Source organism: Adlercreutzia muris (assembly GCF_041223505.1).
GTDB classification, from domain to species: Bacteria; Actinomycetota; Coriobacteriia; order Coriobacteriales; family Eggerthellaceae; genus Adlercreutzia; species Adlercreutzia muris.
The window spans coordinates 66,026-84,434 of the sequence record NZ_JBCLQK010000008.1 but is presented as its reverse complement, the minus strand read 5'-3'; the positions used below and the strand labels follow the sequence as shown (position 1 = coordinate 84,434).

Genomic DNA, 18,409 nt, shown 5'->3' with positions numbered 1-18,409 from the left:
TTTTTCGGATTGGGAGATGGGCCTAGACTTCCGCCACGACATCCTGCCCTGCCGTGGCGGCGGCCAGAACGCCGGTATAGGCCGGCGTGGCATCGCCCGCCGCGCGAAGGAACTGCACCCCGGCCGAACGCAGTGCTCCGGCGGCAGCCAGCATGGTGTCCGGCGCGTAGTAGGGGTTCTCGGCCGTGGGGCCCTGCTGCCGGGGATCGCGCTCGGCCACGACGAGGGAGGCCATGAGACTGAGGTCGGCCCCCTGGGCCGCCAGGGCCTCGCGGGCCCCATCGGCCAGGCGCTCCGCCGCAGTGGGGTCGGCCAGGGTAGCAAAGCCGGCCACCGACGCCCCCAGGTCGGCCATGACCGCCGCCGCCTCAGCCAGCGTGCCGCGGCCGGAGGCCAGCATGCCGTCGGCGGTCACGTCCACCGAGGCGAAAACCGGAGCATCGCTTACCTTGCGCAGCCCCATGAGCGCGCACTTCAGGTCATCGATGACCGTGAAGCCATTCAGGAAGAAGGCGTCGAACTCCTCGGCCCCGAACAGGGCGGCGGCGCGGACGTACTGGTCGCGATTCTCCACGAGGGAGCCCTTGGACGAGGGATCGAGGGGAAGCCCACAGGGCCCGATCTCCACCAGCAGGTGCTGGGGCTTGAAGGCGCGGGGAATGGCCAGAGACGCCTGGGCCAGCTCGGTCCCCCTCCCTTCCATGCCGAGGGCCGCCAGGCGAGCGGGGGCGAAGTCGGCCAAGGGGGTCACCAGCATCTGGGGCCCCGCCACCGTTTCCAAGCGATAGATGTCCTCCACGGTTTCCGGCTCCAAGATGACCGCGAGGGCCTGGTCGCGCGGATCGGCCACGCCCTGGCGGGCCAGGGCCGCCGCGACGGGAGACGAGACGACGAGCATGTCCTTAAAGAAGCGCAGGGCGATATCAGCCATAGGGAATTCCTTTCCGCGAAGTTTTCCCCTCCATGATACAGGAAGTTGCCGCGGAGGCCCTTTGGCGACTTTCGAGGGTGAGCGGGCCTGTGATCGGGGCAAACGGTGATCGAATTGCCTCAGATTACAATTCACCGCCAAAATTGTGCCGCTCTCTTGTGGATGCGATACACATTATGGACAGGAAAACAAGTCTTGCTTTATTATTCGTATCAGCGATTTGGAAGTTCCCCTGCTTCCATCGCTCTGCTTCATCCCCTTGAAAGCAGATTGCGGCACTCGATGCCGCTACCCCCTCCTCCGGCGCGGTGAGGCACCCCTCCTCACCGCGCCACTTCTTTTCTCTGCGATCTTCGCCAAGGTTGCCAGGGCCGCCTTACCGGCCTAGGCAGCTATGATTCTTGGGCGATGTCGAATGCTCGCGACGATGAGCATGCCGGCGGGACAGTGATCGGTCCCGCCGGCAATTTTGTTTCTGGACCCGGTGAAGGCGCTCTACTCGCCCGCGCTACGCCTCCGCCACGTTGCAACGAGAAGCGCCGCGGCTAAAAAGCCGACGAGGCCGACAGTTGTTGCGATCGCCGCAAGGGGGTCGCCCGTCTGGGCAAGGCGCGTGAGGAAGGGGGCATTCGTGCCGTTCTCGGCATCCGAATGCTCGGCACCGCCGATGCCCTTTCCGCCGTCGTCGCCCGACCCGGTGCCGCCGGGGCCTCCCGTGCCGCCATTACCACCATTGCCGCCGTTGTCTCCATTGCCCGCGCCGCCATGGCCGCCGTTGTCGCTATCGCCCTCTCCCGGGCCGCCCGGGCCGTTGCCGCTGCCGTTGCCATTGGGGTCGAACCCCTCGGGCAGCGAGCCGCCCTCGAATACCACATACACCGTGTGGTTAGCGGCAATGTCGCTGAAGGTGAGGCTGTCCTTGTCCAAAAGATCGGTTCGCACGACGCCGTCGACAATTACGTACTGGGGCCGCGATCCGTCACTGGATTTCCACGTCACCGTGTGGCTTCCCTTGGCCGGCACGTGGGCCGAACCTCCTACGGTGCCCGCGCCCGACCCCTCGATGATGATGCTGTGGTAGCCGTTCGGTGCCTCGGGCTTCACTTCGGGCTTCTCGGTCGATGTCAGCACGACGCGCACCGTGTGGTTGGCCGCCACGTCGTCGAACGTCCACCGGTTGTCGGCGGGGACAGCCACCTCCTTGCCGTCTACGTACACCTTGGCCACGGTACTGCCGTTGCCCACGGTCCAGGCGACCGTATGGCTGTCGCCGCCGTCCACAATACTGGCGTCGGAGATAGTGCCCTCGCCCCCTTCGATGGAGGTGTCGATACGGAAGCGCGTGTCGGCCGGGACCGTGTGCTCGCTGAATACCACATGCACGCGATGATCGGCTCCCACGTTCGCGAAACTGAACGAGTTGGCTGAGCGCATAAGGGCCGGCAGCGCACCGTTCATCAGCGAGAAGGGCGCAGCAGCGCCGGCGTCGCTCGCCAATGCCGCAGCGGCCCCAGATACCAGGCCGGGCTGCTCGATGTCGTCGATCAATACGCGCACGACATCTTCGCCCTTCGAAGGCGACCAGCTGACCGTGTGCGAGCCGTTCTGGGGAACACTGGCCGACCTGCCGGCCGTGCCGTTGCCCTCGCAGGTGACGGTGATGGAATAGAAGCCCGTGATGTCCAGCGTCTTGAGGGGCTGCACCGAGACGATCACCGAATGGTTGGCCGCGATATCGTCGAACCGCACCCGATCGGAGGAAAGCAGGTCGTCGCGGGGCACGCCATCTACCAGCACCGATGCCACCCGATAGCCCTCAGCAGCCTTCCACACCACCTCATGCCCGCTGGAATGGGGCTTCAAGTTCGCCATAGATCCCGTGATGGAGCTGGGCCCTCCCACCATGGAGGTGTCGATGGCATAGGTCACCTCATCGCGCTCGGTTTCGGTTTTCAGCACCACCTGGACGGTGCAATCGGCGCTGACGGCCGGCAGCCTGACGGTGTTGTCCTTTGCCGTGAGCACCGTGCGCGTGGCTCCCTGGGTCAGGATTACGCTATCCAGATAGAAGCCGTCTCCGATAGTCCACGTCACATCCACGTCGGATGCGGACCCCTTCTCCAGCTCGACCGAGGGCGAAATGGTTCCGGGGCCGCCCACCAGCTGGGTGGCGACCACGAACGAGCCGTCATCGGTCGGCTGGTCGGGAACGTCGGTGCCGAACTTCTCATCGAATTCCTTGTACACCACTTCCACTTTGTGGTCAGCGGTAACCTGATCGAAGGTAAAGGTCTCGAAGGCGCCCTCGGCATGCTCAACGGCATGGCTGTCGTACTTCTTCACGCCGTCAATGTACACGTAGGCTAGTTCCGCCTTGTCCTTGGCAGCGTCCTTCACGTTCCAATTCACCGTGTAGCTGCCGCCCTTCGGCACCGTGGTGCCGGCGCTGATCTCGCCGGGTCCGCGCACGATGGTCTGGATCGAGTAATAGTCGCTGATGGTGCGCACTTCCACGGTATGCCCCACGGCGATGTTGCTGAGGGTGAGGGTGCCGCTGGCGGGACTGGCATAGGGAATGCCGTCTACCAGCACCTCATGGATGCGGTAGCCGGCCTTGGCGGCCCAGGTGATGGTCATCGATTCGCCGCGCTTGACCGTACGGGTTTCGGTGAGCGCTTCCACGCCCTTGTCGCCCTTGGTATCGATGCGGATGAATTCCGCGTCCGCGGGCGGATCGTTGGGGCTGTCGGGCTCGTACACCACGCGAATGTCGTGGGCCTGCCCGTCGATGGGCAACGTGAAGCTGTCCTTGCCGATCAGGTCGTCGCGCACCACCCCGTCGATGACGATGGACTGCACATGGTGCCCCGCGTCGGGCGTGGGAGTAACGGTGACCGAGCCGTTGGTGGGGTAGCTGTCGCCCACGCCGTTCTCACCTGTGACAGTCAACGTACCGCTGCCGCTGGAAGAGGCGATGACGGGGAAGCGCAGAATGTCGGAGGCTGTGGTCTTGTACACGAGACCGAGCTTCTCCATGACCATGTCCTCGTGGTGGGTGCCGTTCTCGTCCACGAAGGAGCCCTTCAGCGACGCGCTGTTGGAATAGGGCACGTAGGTCTCGCTGCCCTTGGCGGTGCCCTCGAAGATGACCTCGAAGAAACCCGTGCGGGTGATGACCGTATCGTCGGTGGCCTGCACGGTGATGACCGGCACACCGTCCACCATTTCCAGGCCCTTCACGTTCAGGTCGTAGGATTCCTTGCCGTCGTAGCTCTTGTAGCGGGCGATCACGTCGCTATCGAGATTCACCGTGCGCATGGCGGGCACCTCGATGGTCAGCGTGGCGTTCTTCAATCCCAGCTGCTTCTTATCCTCGGGGGACTTGTTCACGGCCAGCACCGTCGAGCGCAGGCGGTCTCCCTCCTGGGCATAGTGCACATGGGGGTTGTAGTTCTCGGTATCAGAGGAATAGTGGCGATCCAGATTGGTGATGATCATGGTAGTTTCGAAGGTGGGCACCACGATGTCGATGGCCAGGCCGAGGGCACTGAGGATAGTGGGGTTGTTGTTGGTGGAGGCTTTCACGATCACCTGCTTTTCGCCGCCATTCAGTTCCAGGCTGCCCCCGTTGTCGTCATCGTTGATATCCATGACGCACAGGTCGGTGTTGGCCTGGGGCCAGGTGCGCTTCGTGCTCGTACAGGCGCTCGTGTTGCCGGCGGCAGGAGCCGGATCCACATCGACCCACGCCCCCTTATGGTCGATCACAAAGGAGTAGAAGTGGTCTTGCGGGTGATGGGGATTGGAAATGCTTCCCGATCTGCCCTGGTCGGTGGTATAGCCCATGGTTTGGGTGCTGTCCATATAGTCGGAGCCGTCCATGGACATGACCAGCTCGCCGGTGGGATTGTCGGCCACCGAGAGGCCTTCACCCGAGATTTCCACCTGGGTGGTAGCGCCGTCCACCACGCCGGTGCCGCCCAGAAGCAAGCGCAGCATGCGCACGGGCACGGCGGGGTTCTCTTCGATCACGATGAGCTTCCAGGCACCGAAGTAGTCGCCGCTCACGGTGGAATCCCGGGCGGTAAAGGGGATGTTGATGCCGGTGTAGATGCCGTAGGCCTGCTCCTTCACGAAGTCGGTCACATCGAAGAAGGCCGACGTGCGCGTATCCCCTTCGTTGAAGAGGTATTCGGGCCAGAGGCGAATCATGCCGCCGCGGGGGCCCTTCAAGGTGACGCCGTTGGTGGAAAGGGGGCTCGCCGCGGAGATGAGCGACTTGTAGTGACTGGCGGCCACGACGAGATAGGCCTTGTGAATGCGTACGTTTTCGCCAGCGGGCGCCTTCAGCACCGCCGAGCTGGAATTGCTGCGCGGGGCGGTCTCCTTCTCGCCGCCCACATTTGCCGCCGGAGAGGTGGTCTTTTCCAGGCGATAGCCGGCTTCGGCTTCGGCATTAGGGTCAACGGAGCTGTGCAGCTGGGTGCCGATGGTGGTGTTCGACTTGCCGCGGGTGTTCGTGTTGCCGGCGATGTTAAACTGGTAGGGGCCCACAATGGAGGTATAGGCACCCGGGATGGCGGCATCGCCCAGGCTGTTGGTCTTGGGCGTCGCGGCGCCCTGGAACTCTTTACCGACTTCCTTCAGGTAGGTTTTCGGCACCGTGGTGTAGCCGCCCAGCGACGTCGCGCGGGGCGCGGCGGCATCGTCATCGGCAATAGCCGGCAGGGTCGTGAGGCCTGCTGCGAGGGCGACAGCGGTAAAAAGCGCAAGGACTTTGACGAAAAGGGCCCGCTTTGCGGGGCGCGTTGCAGCGATGACTTGTCTCACGGGACGCTCCTATTCCTCAGCTCGCGCATTCGCGCGACCGCCCGATGAGCGGCGTGGGTGCGCGGTACATTTAGCCAACCCCCGACATCAGGAAACAGGGGCGAAATTACCTAAGACCAATGTAGCGGCAAACGAACTTCGAGGCAACGAATCAATGACGATTTTCCGGCTTTCGAGCCTTTCGCATTGGTCATAAGCAAGCGATCTTCGTGGAATAAGAGACTTGGCGGCAATCGGCAATTTTTGTTTCTGGGCTGGAAAGCCGAGGAGGGCTCCCCATGAAGCAGAGCGTCCTCCTCTTCAGCCGGTTTATTCCGCTTCGCCGTGGCAGCCGCAGCCGCAATGGCCCTCGCTGGCCGCATGGTCGTGGGCGCCGCAGCACTCGTCGCCGGCATCTTCCCCATCGTCCCCAGCGGCGGCGTACTTCTCGTCGATCTCGTCGGCGGCGTAGGCCACCGGCTCCTTCAGGGCCTCCATGAAATTCGGAGCCTCACCGATGTAGGCCGGCTCGGCCTCGAAGGTGAAGTTGCCATCGTCGTCGACCGTATACAGATAGGCCACGGCATAGCCGTCCTCGGCGCCAGGCTGGCCGCCCTCGGCAATGATGGCATCCTTCACACCGTCGTCGGTCTCGATGTAGCCGTCGTAGCAGAAGGCGTAGCCGCCGGCGCCGCGGGCACCGCGCACGTTAGCCTCAGCAGCCGCGAAGCACTCCTCGGCGTTCTCGCCGGGATGGGTTTCCAAGAACAGGTTGTCCTTCACGATAAGCGCGGTGAAGGGAACGAGGTCCTCGCCGCTTTGCAGCTTCTCCTTGCCCTCGTCCAGGGCGAACACGAGCACCCGCTCGAGCTCCTCGGGAATCTCGGGGACATCGGTGCTGTCGTTTTCAATAGTACGGTCGGCCACGGCGGGCCTCCTTTCTCAGTTGGGAATGCGGCGCGGCGACGTTGCCGACACCGGCGCTCCTTGATGCATGCCCGCAGTGTACCGCAGCTTCCTTGACTGGTCGGCCACAAGGCGTTGACAAACGGGTGGTGCGCCCCAACCAATCGATGAGGGCGAAGATAATTTTCAGCAATGTATTAGTAGGTTGGGAAGTCTTGCCACCCATGATCAAACGTGCGATCGCATATCTCTCCGTGATCCTCGCCATCTTCGCGCGGGACGTGAAGCGCGTTATGCGCAACCCTGTGGCGCTGGTCATCGTGCTGGGCATGATCGCGATGCCGTCGGCCTACGCCTGGTACGTGGTGGTGGCGAATTGGGATCCCTACAGCAACACCGCCGCCATGAAGGTGGCCGTGGCCAACGAGGATACGGGCTGCGACAGCCCCGAGGCGGGACGGCTGGACGTGGGGCGCAGCGTGGTGGATCAGCTGCACGACAACCATGATATGGGCTGGGAATTCACCGATCGCGAAAGTGCCATCAACGGCGTATACGAAGGAAAATACTGGGCCGCGCTTGTGATTCCCGAAGATTTCAGCGAAGACTTCGCCAGCGTGCTCACCGGAGATTTCACCCAGCCCACGCTGGAGTACTACGTGGACGAGAAGCCGTCGTCCATCGCGCCGAAGGTGACCGACGCGGCGGCTACGGCTATAGAGCGATCTATCAACGAGAGCTTCGTGAAGACTGTGGCAGAGAAGGTGGTGGATGCCACCCAGGAGGTCGGCGCCCACGCTGAGGACAGGGGCGATGCCGCTGAGAGCAGCTTGACCAGCGGCATCAGGAGCGCGCACGACACCATTGCTGAGACGCGCTCCACCTTAGGCGAGCTCGTCGGCACCGTGGGCGACACCCGCGAAGCGGCCCATCGCGCCGACGGCACGCTCGCCGGCCTGCAGGCCGACGTGCCCCATCTGCTGGAGGCTGTCGGCCAATCGGAGAAGCTGCTGGCCAGCGTGCGGAGCACCGCGAACACCTACGGAACCGCACTTTCCCAGGAAGCCACCGACGGCGCGCTGCAGCTTTCAGCCGCCGCCACCCGAACGCAGCGCGCGCTCGGCACCGTAAGAGGAGACGTGGCAGCCGCCGAGGCGGCCACACGAGCGGCACTCGCCGCAGCCGAGACGCTGCTTGCCGACAACCAGACGCTCGTGGACGATCTGGCGACGCAAGCCGGTGCGGCCGGCGCCAACCCCGCCGTAGCCCAGGCGCTCGCCGAGGCACGCTCCGCCAACGAGCGCCTGACCGCCACCGCAGGCGCCCTGCGCACCGCCAATGACGACCTGGCCGCCACGGCCGCGGCGCTGGAAGACGAAGCCGATGCACTCGACAAGGCCGCTGGCAAGGGGGCCGATGCCGTCCGCGCCGCCGCGGGCACATTCCAGAGCAGCGTGCTGCCCGACCTGACGAGCAGCCTCGATGCGCTGGTAGAGGCCTGCGGCACCCTGGAAGGGGCTCTGCGCGGCCTGTCCCCGTCCCTTGACCAGGCGCGCTCGCTGCTCGCGGAGCTGGGCGACACGCTGGAATCCTCCCAAGCCTCGCTAGCGACCACCTCCGATTCCCTGGCCACCATGGAGGACAACCTCGCCCGCTCGCTCACCGACCTTAGCTCCCTGCAGAACTCCGCGGCCGTGAGGAGCCTAGCAGAATATCTGAAAGCAGACCCCGCCGAGATCGGCAGCTTCATGGCGGCGCCCGTGGCCCTGGACACACAGCTTGTGTACCCCGTGAGAAACTATGGCAGCGGCGTGGCGCCCTTCTTCACGAACCTGGCGCTGTGGGTGGCCGGCTTCATTCTCATGGCCATGGTGAAGCTGCGGGTGGATCCGGAGGGACTGCCGGAGTTCACCGCCGTGCAGGCCTACTTCGGGCGCTGGCTGTTCTATGTGGTGTGCGGCCTGGCCATGGGGTTTGTGTGCTGCGCGGGCGACCTCGTGCTGGGCATCCAATGCGAGAGCCCGGCGGCCTTCATCGGGGCGGGCCTGCTCACCGTGTTCGTGGACGTGAACCTCATGTTCGCCCTGTCCTACGCCTTCCGCCACATCGGCAAGGCCGTAGCCGTCATCCTGCTCATCGTGCAGATTCCCGGATCCTCGGGCATGTTCCCCATTGAGATGATGCCCGACTTCTTCCGCTTCATCCACCCGATGCTGCCCTTCACCTACTCTATCGATGCCATGCGCGAGGCCATCGGCGGCTTCTACGGGCTGGACTACTTATACGACATGCTCTGGTTGGGGCTCCTGTTCGTGCCGCTCGGCTTCTTCATCGGTTTGGTGGTGGGCCGCTCCGATTTCAACCTGAACCTCATGTTCGACGAGAAGCTCGGCGCCACCGACCTGCTGCTGGCCGAGCCGGTCACTCCCACGGCAAAGGCCGCCGGAGAGACCCGCGGGCATTTCCGCACGCGCACCCTTATCCGCGCCCTGTTGGACACCGACACGTTCCGCCATACGCTTGTCGCGCGGGCCGAGCGCTTCCGGCGGCGCTATCCCCTGCTACGACGCATCGGGTGGGCGGCCCTCATAGCGCAGCCGGCCATCACCTTCGCCATTATGGTGCTGGTGCACGCCGACGTGAACACGCGGGTGCTGATGCTCATGGCCATGGTGGCGGGCATCATTGCCGTGGACGCCTACCTCATTATCATCAGCTACCTGGACGCCAACCTTACCCGCCAGCTGGCCCTGGCGAACCTGAGTGCAGCCGACCTGCAGGAAAGGGCCTCGCAGGCAACGGGAATCGCAGCAGAGAAAAAGTTCCGGGAGGGCTCCGGATGTTCTGGCCGAGCGAGCTCCGAGAGCGTTGAAACAGCCCCGTGGGCCGCTTCGACGAGCAAGGGCTGTCTGAGCGAATCGGAATGCCCGGAGACCTCCCGCCCCGAAAAGCCTTCGGGTGGTGATTCCGCATGAGAATGATCTGGGAAATCTTCTCCGGTGACGTACGGAACCTATTCAAGAACGTCATTGCCGCCATTGTGGTAATGGGTCTGGCCCTCGTGCCGCCCATGTACGCCTGGTTCACGACCCTGGGCTTCTGGAACCCCTACGACAACACGGGCAATATCGAGGTGGCGGTGGCCTCTCAGGACGAGGGCTACGCATCCGACCTGCTGCCATCGCGCATTAACGCCGGCGACCAGATCATCGCGAAGCTGCGAGCCAACGACAAGTTCGACTGGCAGTTCGTCAGCGCCGACGAGGCCGTGGCGGGGGTGCGATCGGGCGAGTACTACGCGGCCCTTGTCATTCCGAAGGAGTTCTCGGCCGATCTCATGACGGTGTTCTCCGACGACATCGCCGAGCCCAAGATCGTCTACTACGACAACGAGAAGGAGAACGCCATTGCCCAGCGCGTAACCTCCACGGGCGCGAATACCCTTCAGGAGACGATCGACGAGACCTTCACGGAAACAGTAGCGTCGGTGGCGCTGGACACTACGAGCAGTCTCACGTCGTTCATGAGCGGCGAGGGCATCCTCGCCTACGGGCAGAGTCTTGGGAATCGGCTCGATGAGGCCATCGGCGAAGTGGAGGCGGCGGCCGATCAGGCCGGGGCCTATGCCGATCTGGTAGGCTCCACCGACTCGCTCGTGACGGCCACCGGCTCCATCTTGAAGGAGGCCGCCGACGCACCGGACGAGACGGCGCCTTTGGTGAGCGAGGCACGCGACGGCCTGGCAGACGCCCAGATGGGCCTGGCCAGTGCAGCAGATGCAGCGCAGAAGGCGCTCGACGCTGCCGATGCGAGTTACAGCGCCGTGTCCCAAGCGGCCGATACCGCCTTCGCCACTATGGAAAGCGACCCTGTGGCCGCCCGCGAGGTGCTCGCTGCCACCGCAAGCGATGTGCAGTCGCTGCAGCAGGCCTACCAGTCGATGCGCGATACGCTGGCCGCAGCCGACCCGAGCAGCCCGGCCCTAGCCGCCCTCGATCGGGTCATCGCGCAGCTTGGAACCTTGGAGGGAAGCCTGCAAGCCGCCGAGGCGGCGATCGGCAAGGACACCGCCTCACTCGATGAGGCGCGCCAAAAGGTGACCGATGCCATCGGGAGGGGGAAAGAAACGCTCGATGCCTCAAGAGCCACCTACAACGATCAGCTGAAGGGCGAGCTCGAGAGCCTTTCAGCCAGTCTGCAGAAGGTGGGTGACGACACCTCGACGCTGGCGGCCTCCCTGCAAAGCACCGCCGCGGGTCTCGGCGACTCCACCGACTCCCTCGGCTCGAGCCTGCATGCGGCCGAGGAATCCCTGCGCAAAACGGCCGACACGCTGCGCGCCGCCGCCAGCCAGCTGACCCAGGCCCGCGACGATCTGCACCAGGCGCTGAGCGCCGGCGACATCGACGAGGTACGGCGCATCATCGGCAACAACCCGGCCGCTATCGCCCAATTCATCGCCGCTCCGACGAAGCTGGAGCAGCACACCGTGTACCCCATGGCCGACAACGGCAGCGCCATGAGCCCCTTTTATACATCGCTCTGCCTGTGGATCGGCGCCATCTTCATGGTGGCGCTCATGAGCGTGAACGTGTCTCCTACGCGCCAGCAAGCGCTCGCGAGGAAGCTCGGCCGCGCGCCCCGGCCGGCCGAGCTGTACCTCGGCCGCTACGGTGTGTTCGGACTGATCGGCCTGGCCCAGGCCCTTGTCGTGGGGCTCGGCAACGTGTTCTTCCTCGGCGTGGAATGCGAGCATCTGGTGCTGTACCTGGCCGCCTGCTGCCTGGCTTCCGTGGTGTTCACGAGCCTCGTGTACACCCTTACCGTCAGCTTCGGCAACATCGGCAAGGCCATCGCCATCATCGGGCTGGTGCTGCAGCTGGCCGGCTCCGGCGGCCTCATGCCCGTGCAGATGCTGTCGGCGCCGCTGTTCGATGCCATCTACCCCTGGCTGCCCTTCGCCCATTCTATGCCCGCGCTGGAAGGAGCCATGGCCGGCATCTACGGCAACCAGTACCTCGTGCAGATGGGCCTGCTGGCCGCCTTCCTCGTGCCGAGCCTCATCCTGGGCCTCGCCTTGCGCCGCCCTGTTGTGCGCCTGAACAACTGGGTGCTCGCCAAGCTGGCCGAGACGAAGTTCCTGTAGATCGCGCAGTCCTAGCCGCAGCGAGCGAGGGCTATCAGGGCAGCCATCTCGGCGTCGCCGATCCTTCCGCCCGAGGGCAAGATCCACTTCCTCTAATTTTAGTTAGTGGAAGCGAATTGCATTTCGCTTCCGCTAACTGTATAGTGCGGAAGCGAAATTAACCGAAAGGGGATCCTCATGAGCGATTGGCCAGCCATAACCACCGAGGAAGTTTCATGGCATCTGCGCGATGAGGATGCCTACCTCATCCCGAAATCCCGCCGCAGGAAGATCACTCCCACCTACCGGGCCGCCATACCAGCCGAAATCCGCCATGCGCGACCTGATATCTCAGCCGAACTCGCTGAACGCCTCGCTGATGCCCGAACGCGTCTTGCCCGATTCGACGAGCATCAGAGCTCCCTGGCCTTCAACCTCCCCAGCCTCCTGTTACGCAGCGAATCGGCCGCAAGCTCCCAGATTGAAAACCTCACCTCCAGCGCGCGTAATATAGCCTTGGCCGAGCTCTCGTCCACCGCGCCGTCAAACGCTCTCGTGATTGCGGGAAACATCGATGCCATGCGATGCGCGCTTCATCTCGAGGACGACCTCACGATCGACGGCATTCGGCAAATTCACCGCCAACTCCTCAAGAAAGCCTCCCTCGATTTTGCAGGAGAGTTGCGCAATGAACAGGTATGGATCGGTGGCACCCCCTACAGCCCGCACGGAGCGCTCTTTGTCCCACCTGTGCCCGGTCGCATCGATGCGTGTCTGGGAGATCTTTGCATCTTCGCGGAAACGGAGGATATAGACCCTCTCGCCAAGGCCGCCCTTACCCATGCCCAATTTGAGACCATACATCCCTTCATCGATGGGAATGGGAGAACAGGGCGAACGCTTCTCCACCGCATGCTGCGCAGCGACGGCGTCCTTCTCCATGCAACGGTGCCCATATCGGCAGGCTTGCTGCATGACATCGACGACTACATGAGCGCCCTTTCGAGCTACCAGCAAGGCGACCCAACACCCATCATCGAGCAAGTTTGCGGCGCGATTGACTTGGCCTTGGTTGTCGGGCAAAAAACATCGCGCGCCATCGCAGATCTCGTAGAAGACTGGGCGACCCGCATGAGAGAGCGCTCGGGATCTCGTATTTTCGAACTGCCTGCGCTGCTCGTTGAGCAGCCCGTCGTCAATTCCAACTACGTGGCAAGCGGGCTCGGGGTAACCCGTAGGGCGGCGACTTCCATCATCAGCAGAGCTTGCGAATACGGCATACTGAAGCCCCTTGGAAATGCGCAGCGAGGGGATTTCTATCAAGCCTCTGAGCTGATCGCCGTCCTCGACGAGATATCGAGCATGGCCGGCATACGCCGGCTCGCGGCAGGAGTTTAATCTTTCCCCGAAAGAAAGTCGAACCCAACGGCGGCCCGCGTGGCGGCGGAAAGGATCGGCATCGACCAGAGCGCGAGCTCGCGTCCCTAGTCGCGCTCGCCCGGTTGGCGAACGGAGATCTCCTGGGACTTCACCGACACGCGGGAATTGGGGGGCACCGAGAAGGTGACGAAGGTGGAGCCGGCAATGACCGATCCCTCGCCGATGACGGTCTCGCCGCCGAGCACGCTGGCGTTGGAGTAGATGGTCACGTTGTCCTCGATGGTGGGGTGGCGCTTCACGCCGGCCAGGCGCTGGCCGCCGCGGGTGGAAAGGGCCCCCAGGGTAACACCCTGGTACAGCTTCACATGCTCGCCGATGACGCAGGTCTCGCCGATGACCACGCCCGTGCCGTGGTCGATGAAGAAGTAGTCGCCGATGGTCGCGCCGGCACCGATGTCGATGCCGGTGGACGAATGGGCGATCTCGGTCATCACGCGGGGGATGATGGGCACGCCCAGCTCATAGAGCACGTGCGCGATGCGGTACACGTAGATGGCATACAGGCCCGGGTAGGTGAAGATGACCTCCTCCTTGGAACCCGCCGCTGGGTCGCCGTCGTAGAGCGCCTGCACGTCGGTGAGCAGCGTGCGCTGCACCTCGGGCAGAGCGTCGAAGAACTTCGTACAGATGTCGGCCGTCTGCTGGCAGATGGTGTCGGAGGTGCAGCCGCCGCATAGGTGGTTGCCGCTGCCAATGAGGTCGTCGCGCTCGTCGGAGGTGTAGGTGAGCGCCAGAATCAGCTGCTGGCGCAGCACGCTCTCGATGTCGATGAGGGTCTGGCCGATGAAGTAGCTGGGACTCGTGGAGGGCGAGAGCATCTCAGGTCCGAAGTAGCCGGGAAACAGCACGCGACGCAGCTCGGTGATAAGTCCCTTGATAGCCGTGCGGCTGGGGAAGCGCCGTCCCGGCTTCGTGAAGAAGATCTCGTCCGCCTCGTAGTTCTTCTCGATAGCGGCGACGATGCGCTCCAGATTGTCTCCGAACATAGGGCCTCCTCGCAGATCGGCGGCACGGGCCGCCTTCCCAGGCGGCCGTCCGCGGTTTTCGATAGGATAGCAGAAAGGCGACGGTTCGCCGCTGAACACAGCGGCCGGGGGCGAAAGGGCTACTATCGAAGGCGAAGATACTAGATGCTCGTTCGACGCCGAATCGCAGCCCGCGCACCTGGCGTCTTTGCCTCGCACGGAAGCCGGCCATGCGGCTTCCCAAGCCAAGCAGCCCCGTTGCCTTCGCTCGCCGGGGCTGCTTGCACTTCCACGAGACCTACTTCCCCTCCTCGCAACCGCAATCGCACTGCTTCTCTTCCACGCACTCGTGCTGGCCGCTCGGCCCATCGCCGCAGTACACGGCGCGGTCGGGATTGCCGGCCAGATAGGCGGCCATGGAGTACTGGGTGATGTCGCTGCGGTTGATGATGCCCACGATGTGACCCTCCTCCAGCACCGGCACCTTCTTCAGGTGATTCTCGGCCAGCACGCGGCACACGTCGGTCAGATTCGCGTGCACGCTCACGCAGATGGGGCTCGCAGCACCAATCTCGCTGGCGCGCATCTGCATCACCTTCGCCAGTTTCTCATCGTAGCCTTCCTCGTCGGGCACCGTGCGGTTGATGAGCACGATAGGATCGGTGAACGAGTTGCGGCGCGGGCTCAGGCGCTTCAGAATGTCGCCGTCGGAGATGAAGCCCACCGGCTCGCCCGAGGCGTCCACGATGGGGGCGGCCGAGATGTTCTTCTCCACGAACAGGCGCATGGCCTCTTCCACGGTGGCGTCCTGGGAAAGGGAGTACACGTCGGTCTTCATGATGGAGGTGAGCAGCGACTTGCGCGTGCCGCCCTCGTCCACGGCCGCTTCCTCGCCGGGCTTGTCCTTCACGAACATAATGGTCATGACCAGGCCCACCAGGCACAGCAGCGTGCACACGAGGAAGGCGGCGTTGATGCCGAACATGGTGCCCTGGGCCGCGCCGAAGTCCGGCGTGGCGAAATTCTGCACCTGGGTAGATACGGCGATGATGATGGCCGTGCCGAGGGATCCCGCCACCTGGCGCAGGGTGTTGTTCACCGAGGTGCCGTGGTTCATCACCTTGTTGTCCAGGGCATTCATGCCCCAGGTGGTGATAGGCATGTTCACGAGCGCCATGGAGAACATGCGCACGGTGTACACGATAGTGAGGTAGATGATGCTCGACGTCAGGTTCAAAATGGCGAAGGCGAAGGTGGTGAGCGTCAGCAGGCTCATGCCCACGATGGCCATGCGGCGCGGGCCGTGGCGGTCGAACCACTTGCCGGCGATGGGATTCATGACCCCCATGAGAATGGCGCCGGGCATGAGCACGAGGCCCGACACCGTAGCCGACAGCCCGTGGAGCGACTGCACGTAGATGGGCATGAGGATGCCGGCCGCCAGCAGGGCCCCCTGCACGAGCATGCCGATGATGGTGCCGATAAGGAAGCGGCGGTTCTTCAGCACATCAACCCGCAGCATGGGGTGGGGCAGCCGCGTCTGGCGGATGAAGAACCACACCACGCCGGCGATGCCGACCACGGTAGTGGCCACGGGCACCAGGGTCAGCCCGGCCGAGCCCAAAGCCGAGAAGCCGTAGAGCATGAGCCCGAAGCCCAGGGTGGACAGGGCCAGCGACAGCGGATCGAGCACCGAGTCGCCCTTGTTCGCCGGGGCCTTGTTGTCCACGAGGAACAGCGATGCAGCAATGATGACCAGCGACAGCGCGAAGATGATGTAGAACAGGATGTGCCAGTCGGCCTGGTCGATGACGAAACCCGCCACCGTGGGCCCGATAGCCGGCGCGAAAGCGATCACAAGGCCGAAGATGCCCATGGCCGACCCGCGGCGATCCACGGGAAACACCAGCATGAGCACGGTCATGGTCACGGGCATGAGGATGCCGGCGCCCATGGCCTGCACGAGCCGGCCGCCCAAAAGCACCGGGAAGTTCGGGCCGACGCCCGCCATAAGCGTGCCGACGGCAAAGGTGGCCATGGAGAACACGAACAGCTTGCGCGTGGAAAAGCGATCCTGCAAAAATGCCGTGATGGGAATCATGATGGCGTTCACCAGGGTGAATCCCGTGGTGAGCCATTGGGCCGTGGATTGATCGACGGCCATTTCCGCCATGATGGACGGCAGCGCCGGCGTAACTAGCGTCTGGTTCAACACGGTAACGAAGGCGCCGAACACCAACACCGCCAACATCAGCCATTGCTTACGGGACAATTTCATCTTCTACCTCGTCTGCTACTCGTCTCTTGCCTGCGCTTCGCCATATGCGTTCTGTGGGCCGACCTACTGTACCACTGCAAGGCCCCGCGTCGCCGCGAACCGCGCCGAACGGTTGCGGGGCTGGCAACTTGCCCGCAGCCCTTTGGGAACTCTGACTTAAAAGCCGAACCGAAGCGCCAGAGGACGGAAGGGCCGCGACCGGGCGGGAGAAAAGCAACAGCACTATGAAAGTTCACGGTAAAGCGGTGTCAGTTCGGCGGATGCGGCGGGAAATCGCCTAGGATATGTCCCGTAATTTAGTCGACGGATAGGGGCTCTTCCAAAGGGGAAGCGGCCTGAAATCCACCGAAAGGGTGCATGACGGTATGTATACCGCACTTTGCTTGTTGCTCGTTGTCCTGTTCCTGCTGATGAACGCGTTCTTCGTCGTGGCCGAGTTCGCGCTGGTGCGCGTGCGCCGCAGCCAGATCGATATGGCCGTGGCCGAAAAGCGCCGGGGAGCCGAGGCGGCCCGCGATGTGACGACCCACATCAACGCCTACCTGTCCGCCTGCCAGCTGGGCATTACCCTGGCCTCCCTGGCTATCGGCTGGCTCGGCGAACCGGCCGTGTCCGCCGTGCTGGAAGGCCCGCTGCTGGCCCTGGGCCTGCCCGAAGCCGCCATCCATCCCATCTGCGTGGCCGTAGGCTTCTTCATCGTGACAGCCCTGCACGTGGTGGTGGGCGAGCTCATCCCGAAGTCCTTCGCCATCTTCTCCACCGAGAAGTACGCCCTGCATACCGCCGGGCCCCTGCGCGTGTTCTACCGCATCACCTACCCCATCATGGTCATCTTCAACGGCGTGACCAACGCCGTGATGAAGCTCTTCGGCCATGATCCGGCTGACGAGCACGAGGTGTACACCGGCGACGAGATCAAGCTGCTCATCGACGAGTCCACGGAAAACGGCCTTATCGACCCCGAGCAGAACGAGTTCGTGGACAACATCTTCGATTTGGGCGACAAGGACGCCGAGGGCATCATGACCCCCCGCACCGACGTCATCTGCCTGGACACCGAGGACACGCTGGAGGAGAACCTTGATCTCATCCGCCAGTACAAGTACTCCCGCTACCCCGTGTGCCACGGCTCGAAGGACCACATCGTGGGCTTCGTGCACACCAAGGACCTCGTGGACACGGCGCTGGACACGCCCATGAGCGAGTGGAACGTTCGCGAGCTGCCCGCCGTGCCCGAGAGCATTCCCATCGCGAAGCTGCTGGAAACCATGCAGGAGCGCTGCACGAAGATCTGCGTGGTGGTAGACGAGCACGGCGGCACGGCCGGTATCGTCACCATGAGCGACATCATGGAGCAGATCGTGGGCCGCATCGACGACGAGTACGTCCATGACACCGATGACGACGTGGAGGAGCTGCCCGACGGCACCTACCAGATCAACGGCACCCTGGCCATCAACGACCTGGTGGAGCTGCTCGGCTTCGAGCCCGAGGAAGCCGACGAGGTGGAAACGGCCGGCGGTCTGCTGCTGAAGCTGTTCGACCGCATTCCCGCCGAGGGCGACGTGGCGGTGCTGGAGCATCGCGGCACCAAGGTGACTTTCACCGTGCTGTCCATGGACCGTCTGCGCATCGACCGCATCTGCATGGCCATCGACCGCCCCGACGAGGAGTAGCGGGCGGCCCTGAGAGCTTCGTATCCGGGCGGTCTTCGGGCCGCCCTTCGACCGAGCGACGGCCCCATGTATAATGTCCCCGTATGATCCAGGGCCACAACAGGAAGGGGCATACCGTTGCAGCGCAATCATGGGCGGTGGCTCGGCAGAAATCTCCTGATAGCTGTGGCGGGTATCTCCGCCCTTCTGGCGGCCCAGTCATTTGAGGCGCCCTGCGAGATTTCCTGGTATCTTCCCCTGGGACAAGGCAGCGTGCCGGCGACCATTGTAGACGTAGCC

Annotated in this window: 9 protein-coding genes; 4 read left to right on the top strand and 5 right to left on the bottom strand. The window is 63.7% G+C overall.

Annotation, left to right across the window (positions count from 1 at the left end; translation table 11 throughout):
• Nucleotides 1-22: 22 nt before the first annotated feature.
• From AAK988_RS08595 to AAK988_RS08585, 3 genes are all read right to left on the bottom strand, one after another.
• Nucleotides 23-931, bottom strand: a complete 909-nt coding sequence (locus AAK988_RS08595; RefSeq protein ID WP_242369719.1) for a homocysteine S-methyltransferase family protein — start codon at nucleotides 929-931, stop codon at nucleotides 23-25.
• Nucleotides 932-1,426: 495 nt separating this feature from the next.
• Nucleotides 1,427-5,761, bottom strand: coding sequence for a hypothetical protein (locus AAK988_RS08590; RefSeq protein ID WP_369873531.1), 4,335 nt, complete (start codon nucleotides 5,759-5,761; stop codon nucleotides 1,427-1,429).
• Between the two features lie 309 nt (nucleotides 5,762-6,070).
• Nucleotides 6,071-6,667 (bottom strand): hypothetical protein, encoded by a 597-nt coding sequence (locus AAK988_RS08585; protein ID WP_369873530.1) that lies wholly within the window; start codon nucleotides 6,665-6,667, stop codon nucleotides 6,071-6,073.
• Between the two features lie 203 nt (nucleotides 6,668-6,870).
• Between AAK988_RS08585 and AAK988_RS08580 the strand changes: the two genes are divergently transcribed.
• The 3 genes from AAK988_RS08580 to AAK988_RS08570 all read left to right on the top strand — a co-directional run bounded on the left by AAK988_RS08580 (nucleotide 6,871) and on the right by AAK988_RS08570 (nucleotide 13,169).
• Nucleotides 6,871-9,621, top strand: coding sequence for a YhgE/Pip domain-containing protein (locus tag AAK988_RS08580; protein WP_160324360.1), 2,751 nt, complete (start codon nucleotides 6,871-6,873; stop codon nucleotides 9,619-9,621).
• Nucleotides 9,618-11,792, top strand: a complete 2,175-nt coding sequence (locus AAK988_RS08575) for a YhgE/Pip domain-containing protein (protein ID WP_151429739.1) — start codon at nucleotides 9,618-9,620, stop codon at nucleotides 11,790-11,792. Before AAK988_RS08580 ends, AAK988_RS08575 begins: the two co-directional genes overlap by 4 nt.
• A gap of 177 nt (nucleotides 11,793-11,969) precedes the next feature.
• On the top strand, nucleotides 11,970-13,169 hold the full coding sequence (locus AAK988_RS08570) for a Fic family protein (RefSeq protein WP_151429738.1): 1,200 nt from the start codon (nucleotides 11,970-11,972) through the stop codon (nucleotides 13,167-13,169).
• Nucleotides 13,170-13,255: 86 nt separating this feature from the next.
• Here AAK988_RS08570 and AAK988_RS08565 read toward each other — a convergent pair whose 3' ends face one another.
• Both AAK988_RS08565 and AAK988_RS08560 read right to left on the bottom strand, forming a co-directional pair.
• A complete protein-coding gene (locus tag AAK988_RS08565) occupies nucleotides 13,256-14,197 on the bottom strand; it encodes a serine O-acetyltransferase (RefSeq protein ID WP_135970146.1) in 942 nt (313 codons plus the stop codon).
• A gap of 277 nt (nucleotides 14,198-14,474) precedes the next feature.
• Complete coding sequence (locus AAK988_RS08560) at nucleotides 14,475-16,427, bottom strand: MDR family MFS transporter (protein ID WP_369880618.1); 1,953 nt, start codon at nucleotides 16,425-16,427, stop codon at nucleotides 14,475-14,477.
• Between the two features lie 392 nt (nucleotides 16,428-16,819).
• Between AAK988_RS08560 and AAK988_RS08555 the strand changes: the two genes are divergently transcribed.
• Nucleotides 16,820-18,130 carry a hemolysin family protein gene (locus AAK988_RS08555; RefSeq protein WP_016310092.1) on the top strand — a complete coding sequence of 437 codons (1,311 nt, stop codon included), beginning with the start codon at nucleotides 16,820-16,822 and terminating at the stop codon, nucleotides 18,128-18,130.
• The last annotated feature ends 279 nt before the right edge of the window (nucleotides 18,131-18,409 follow it).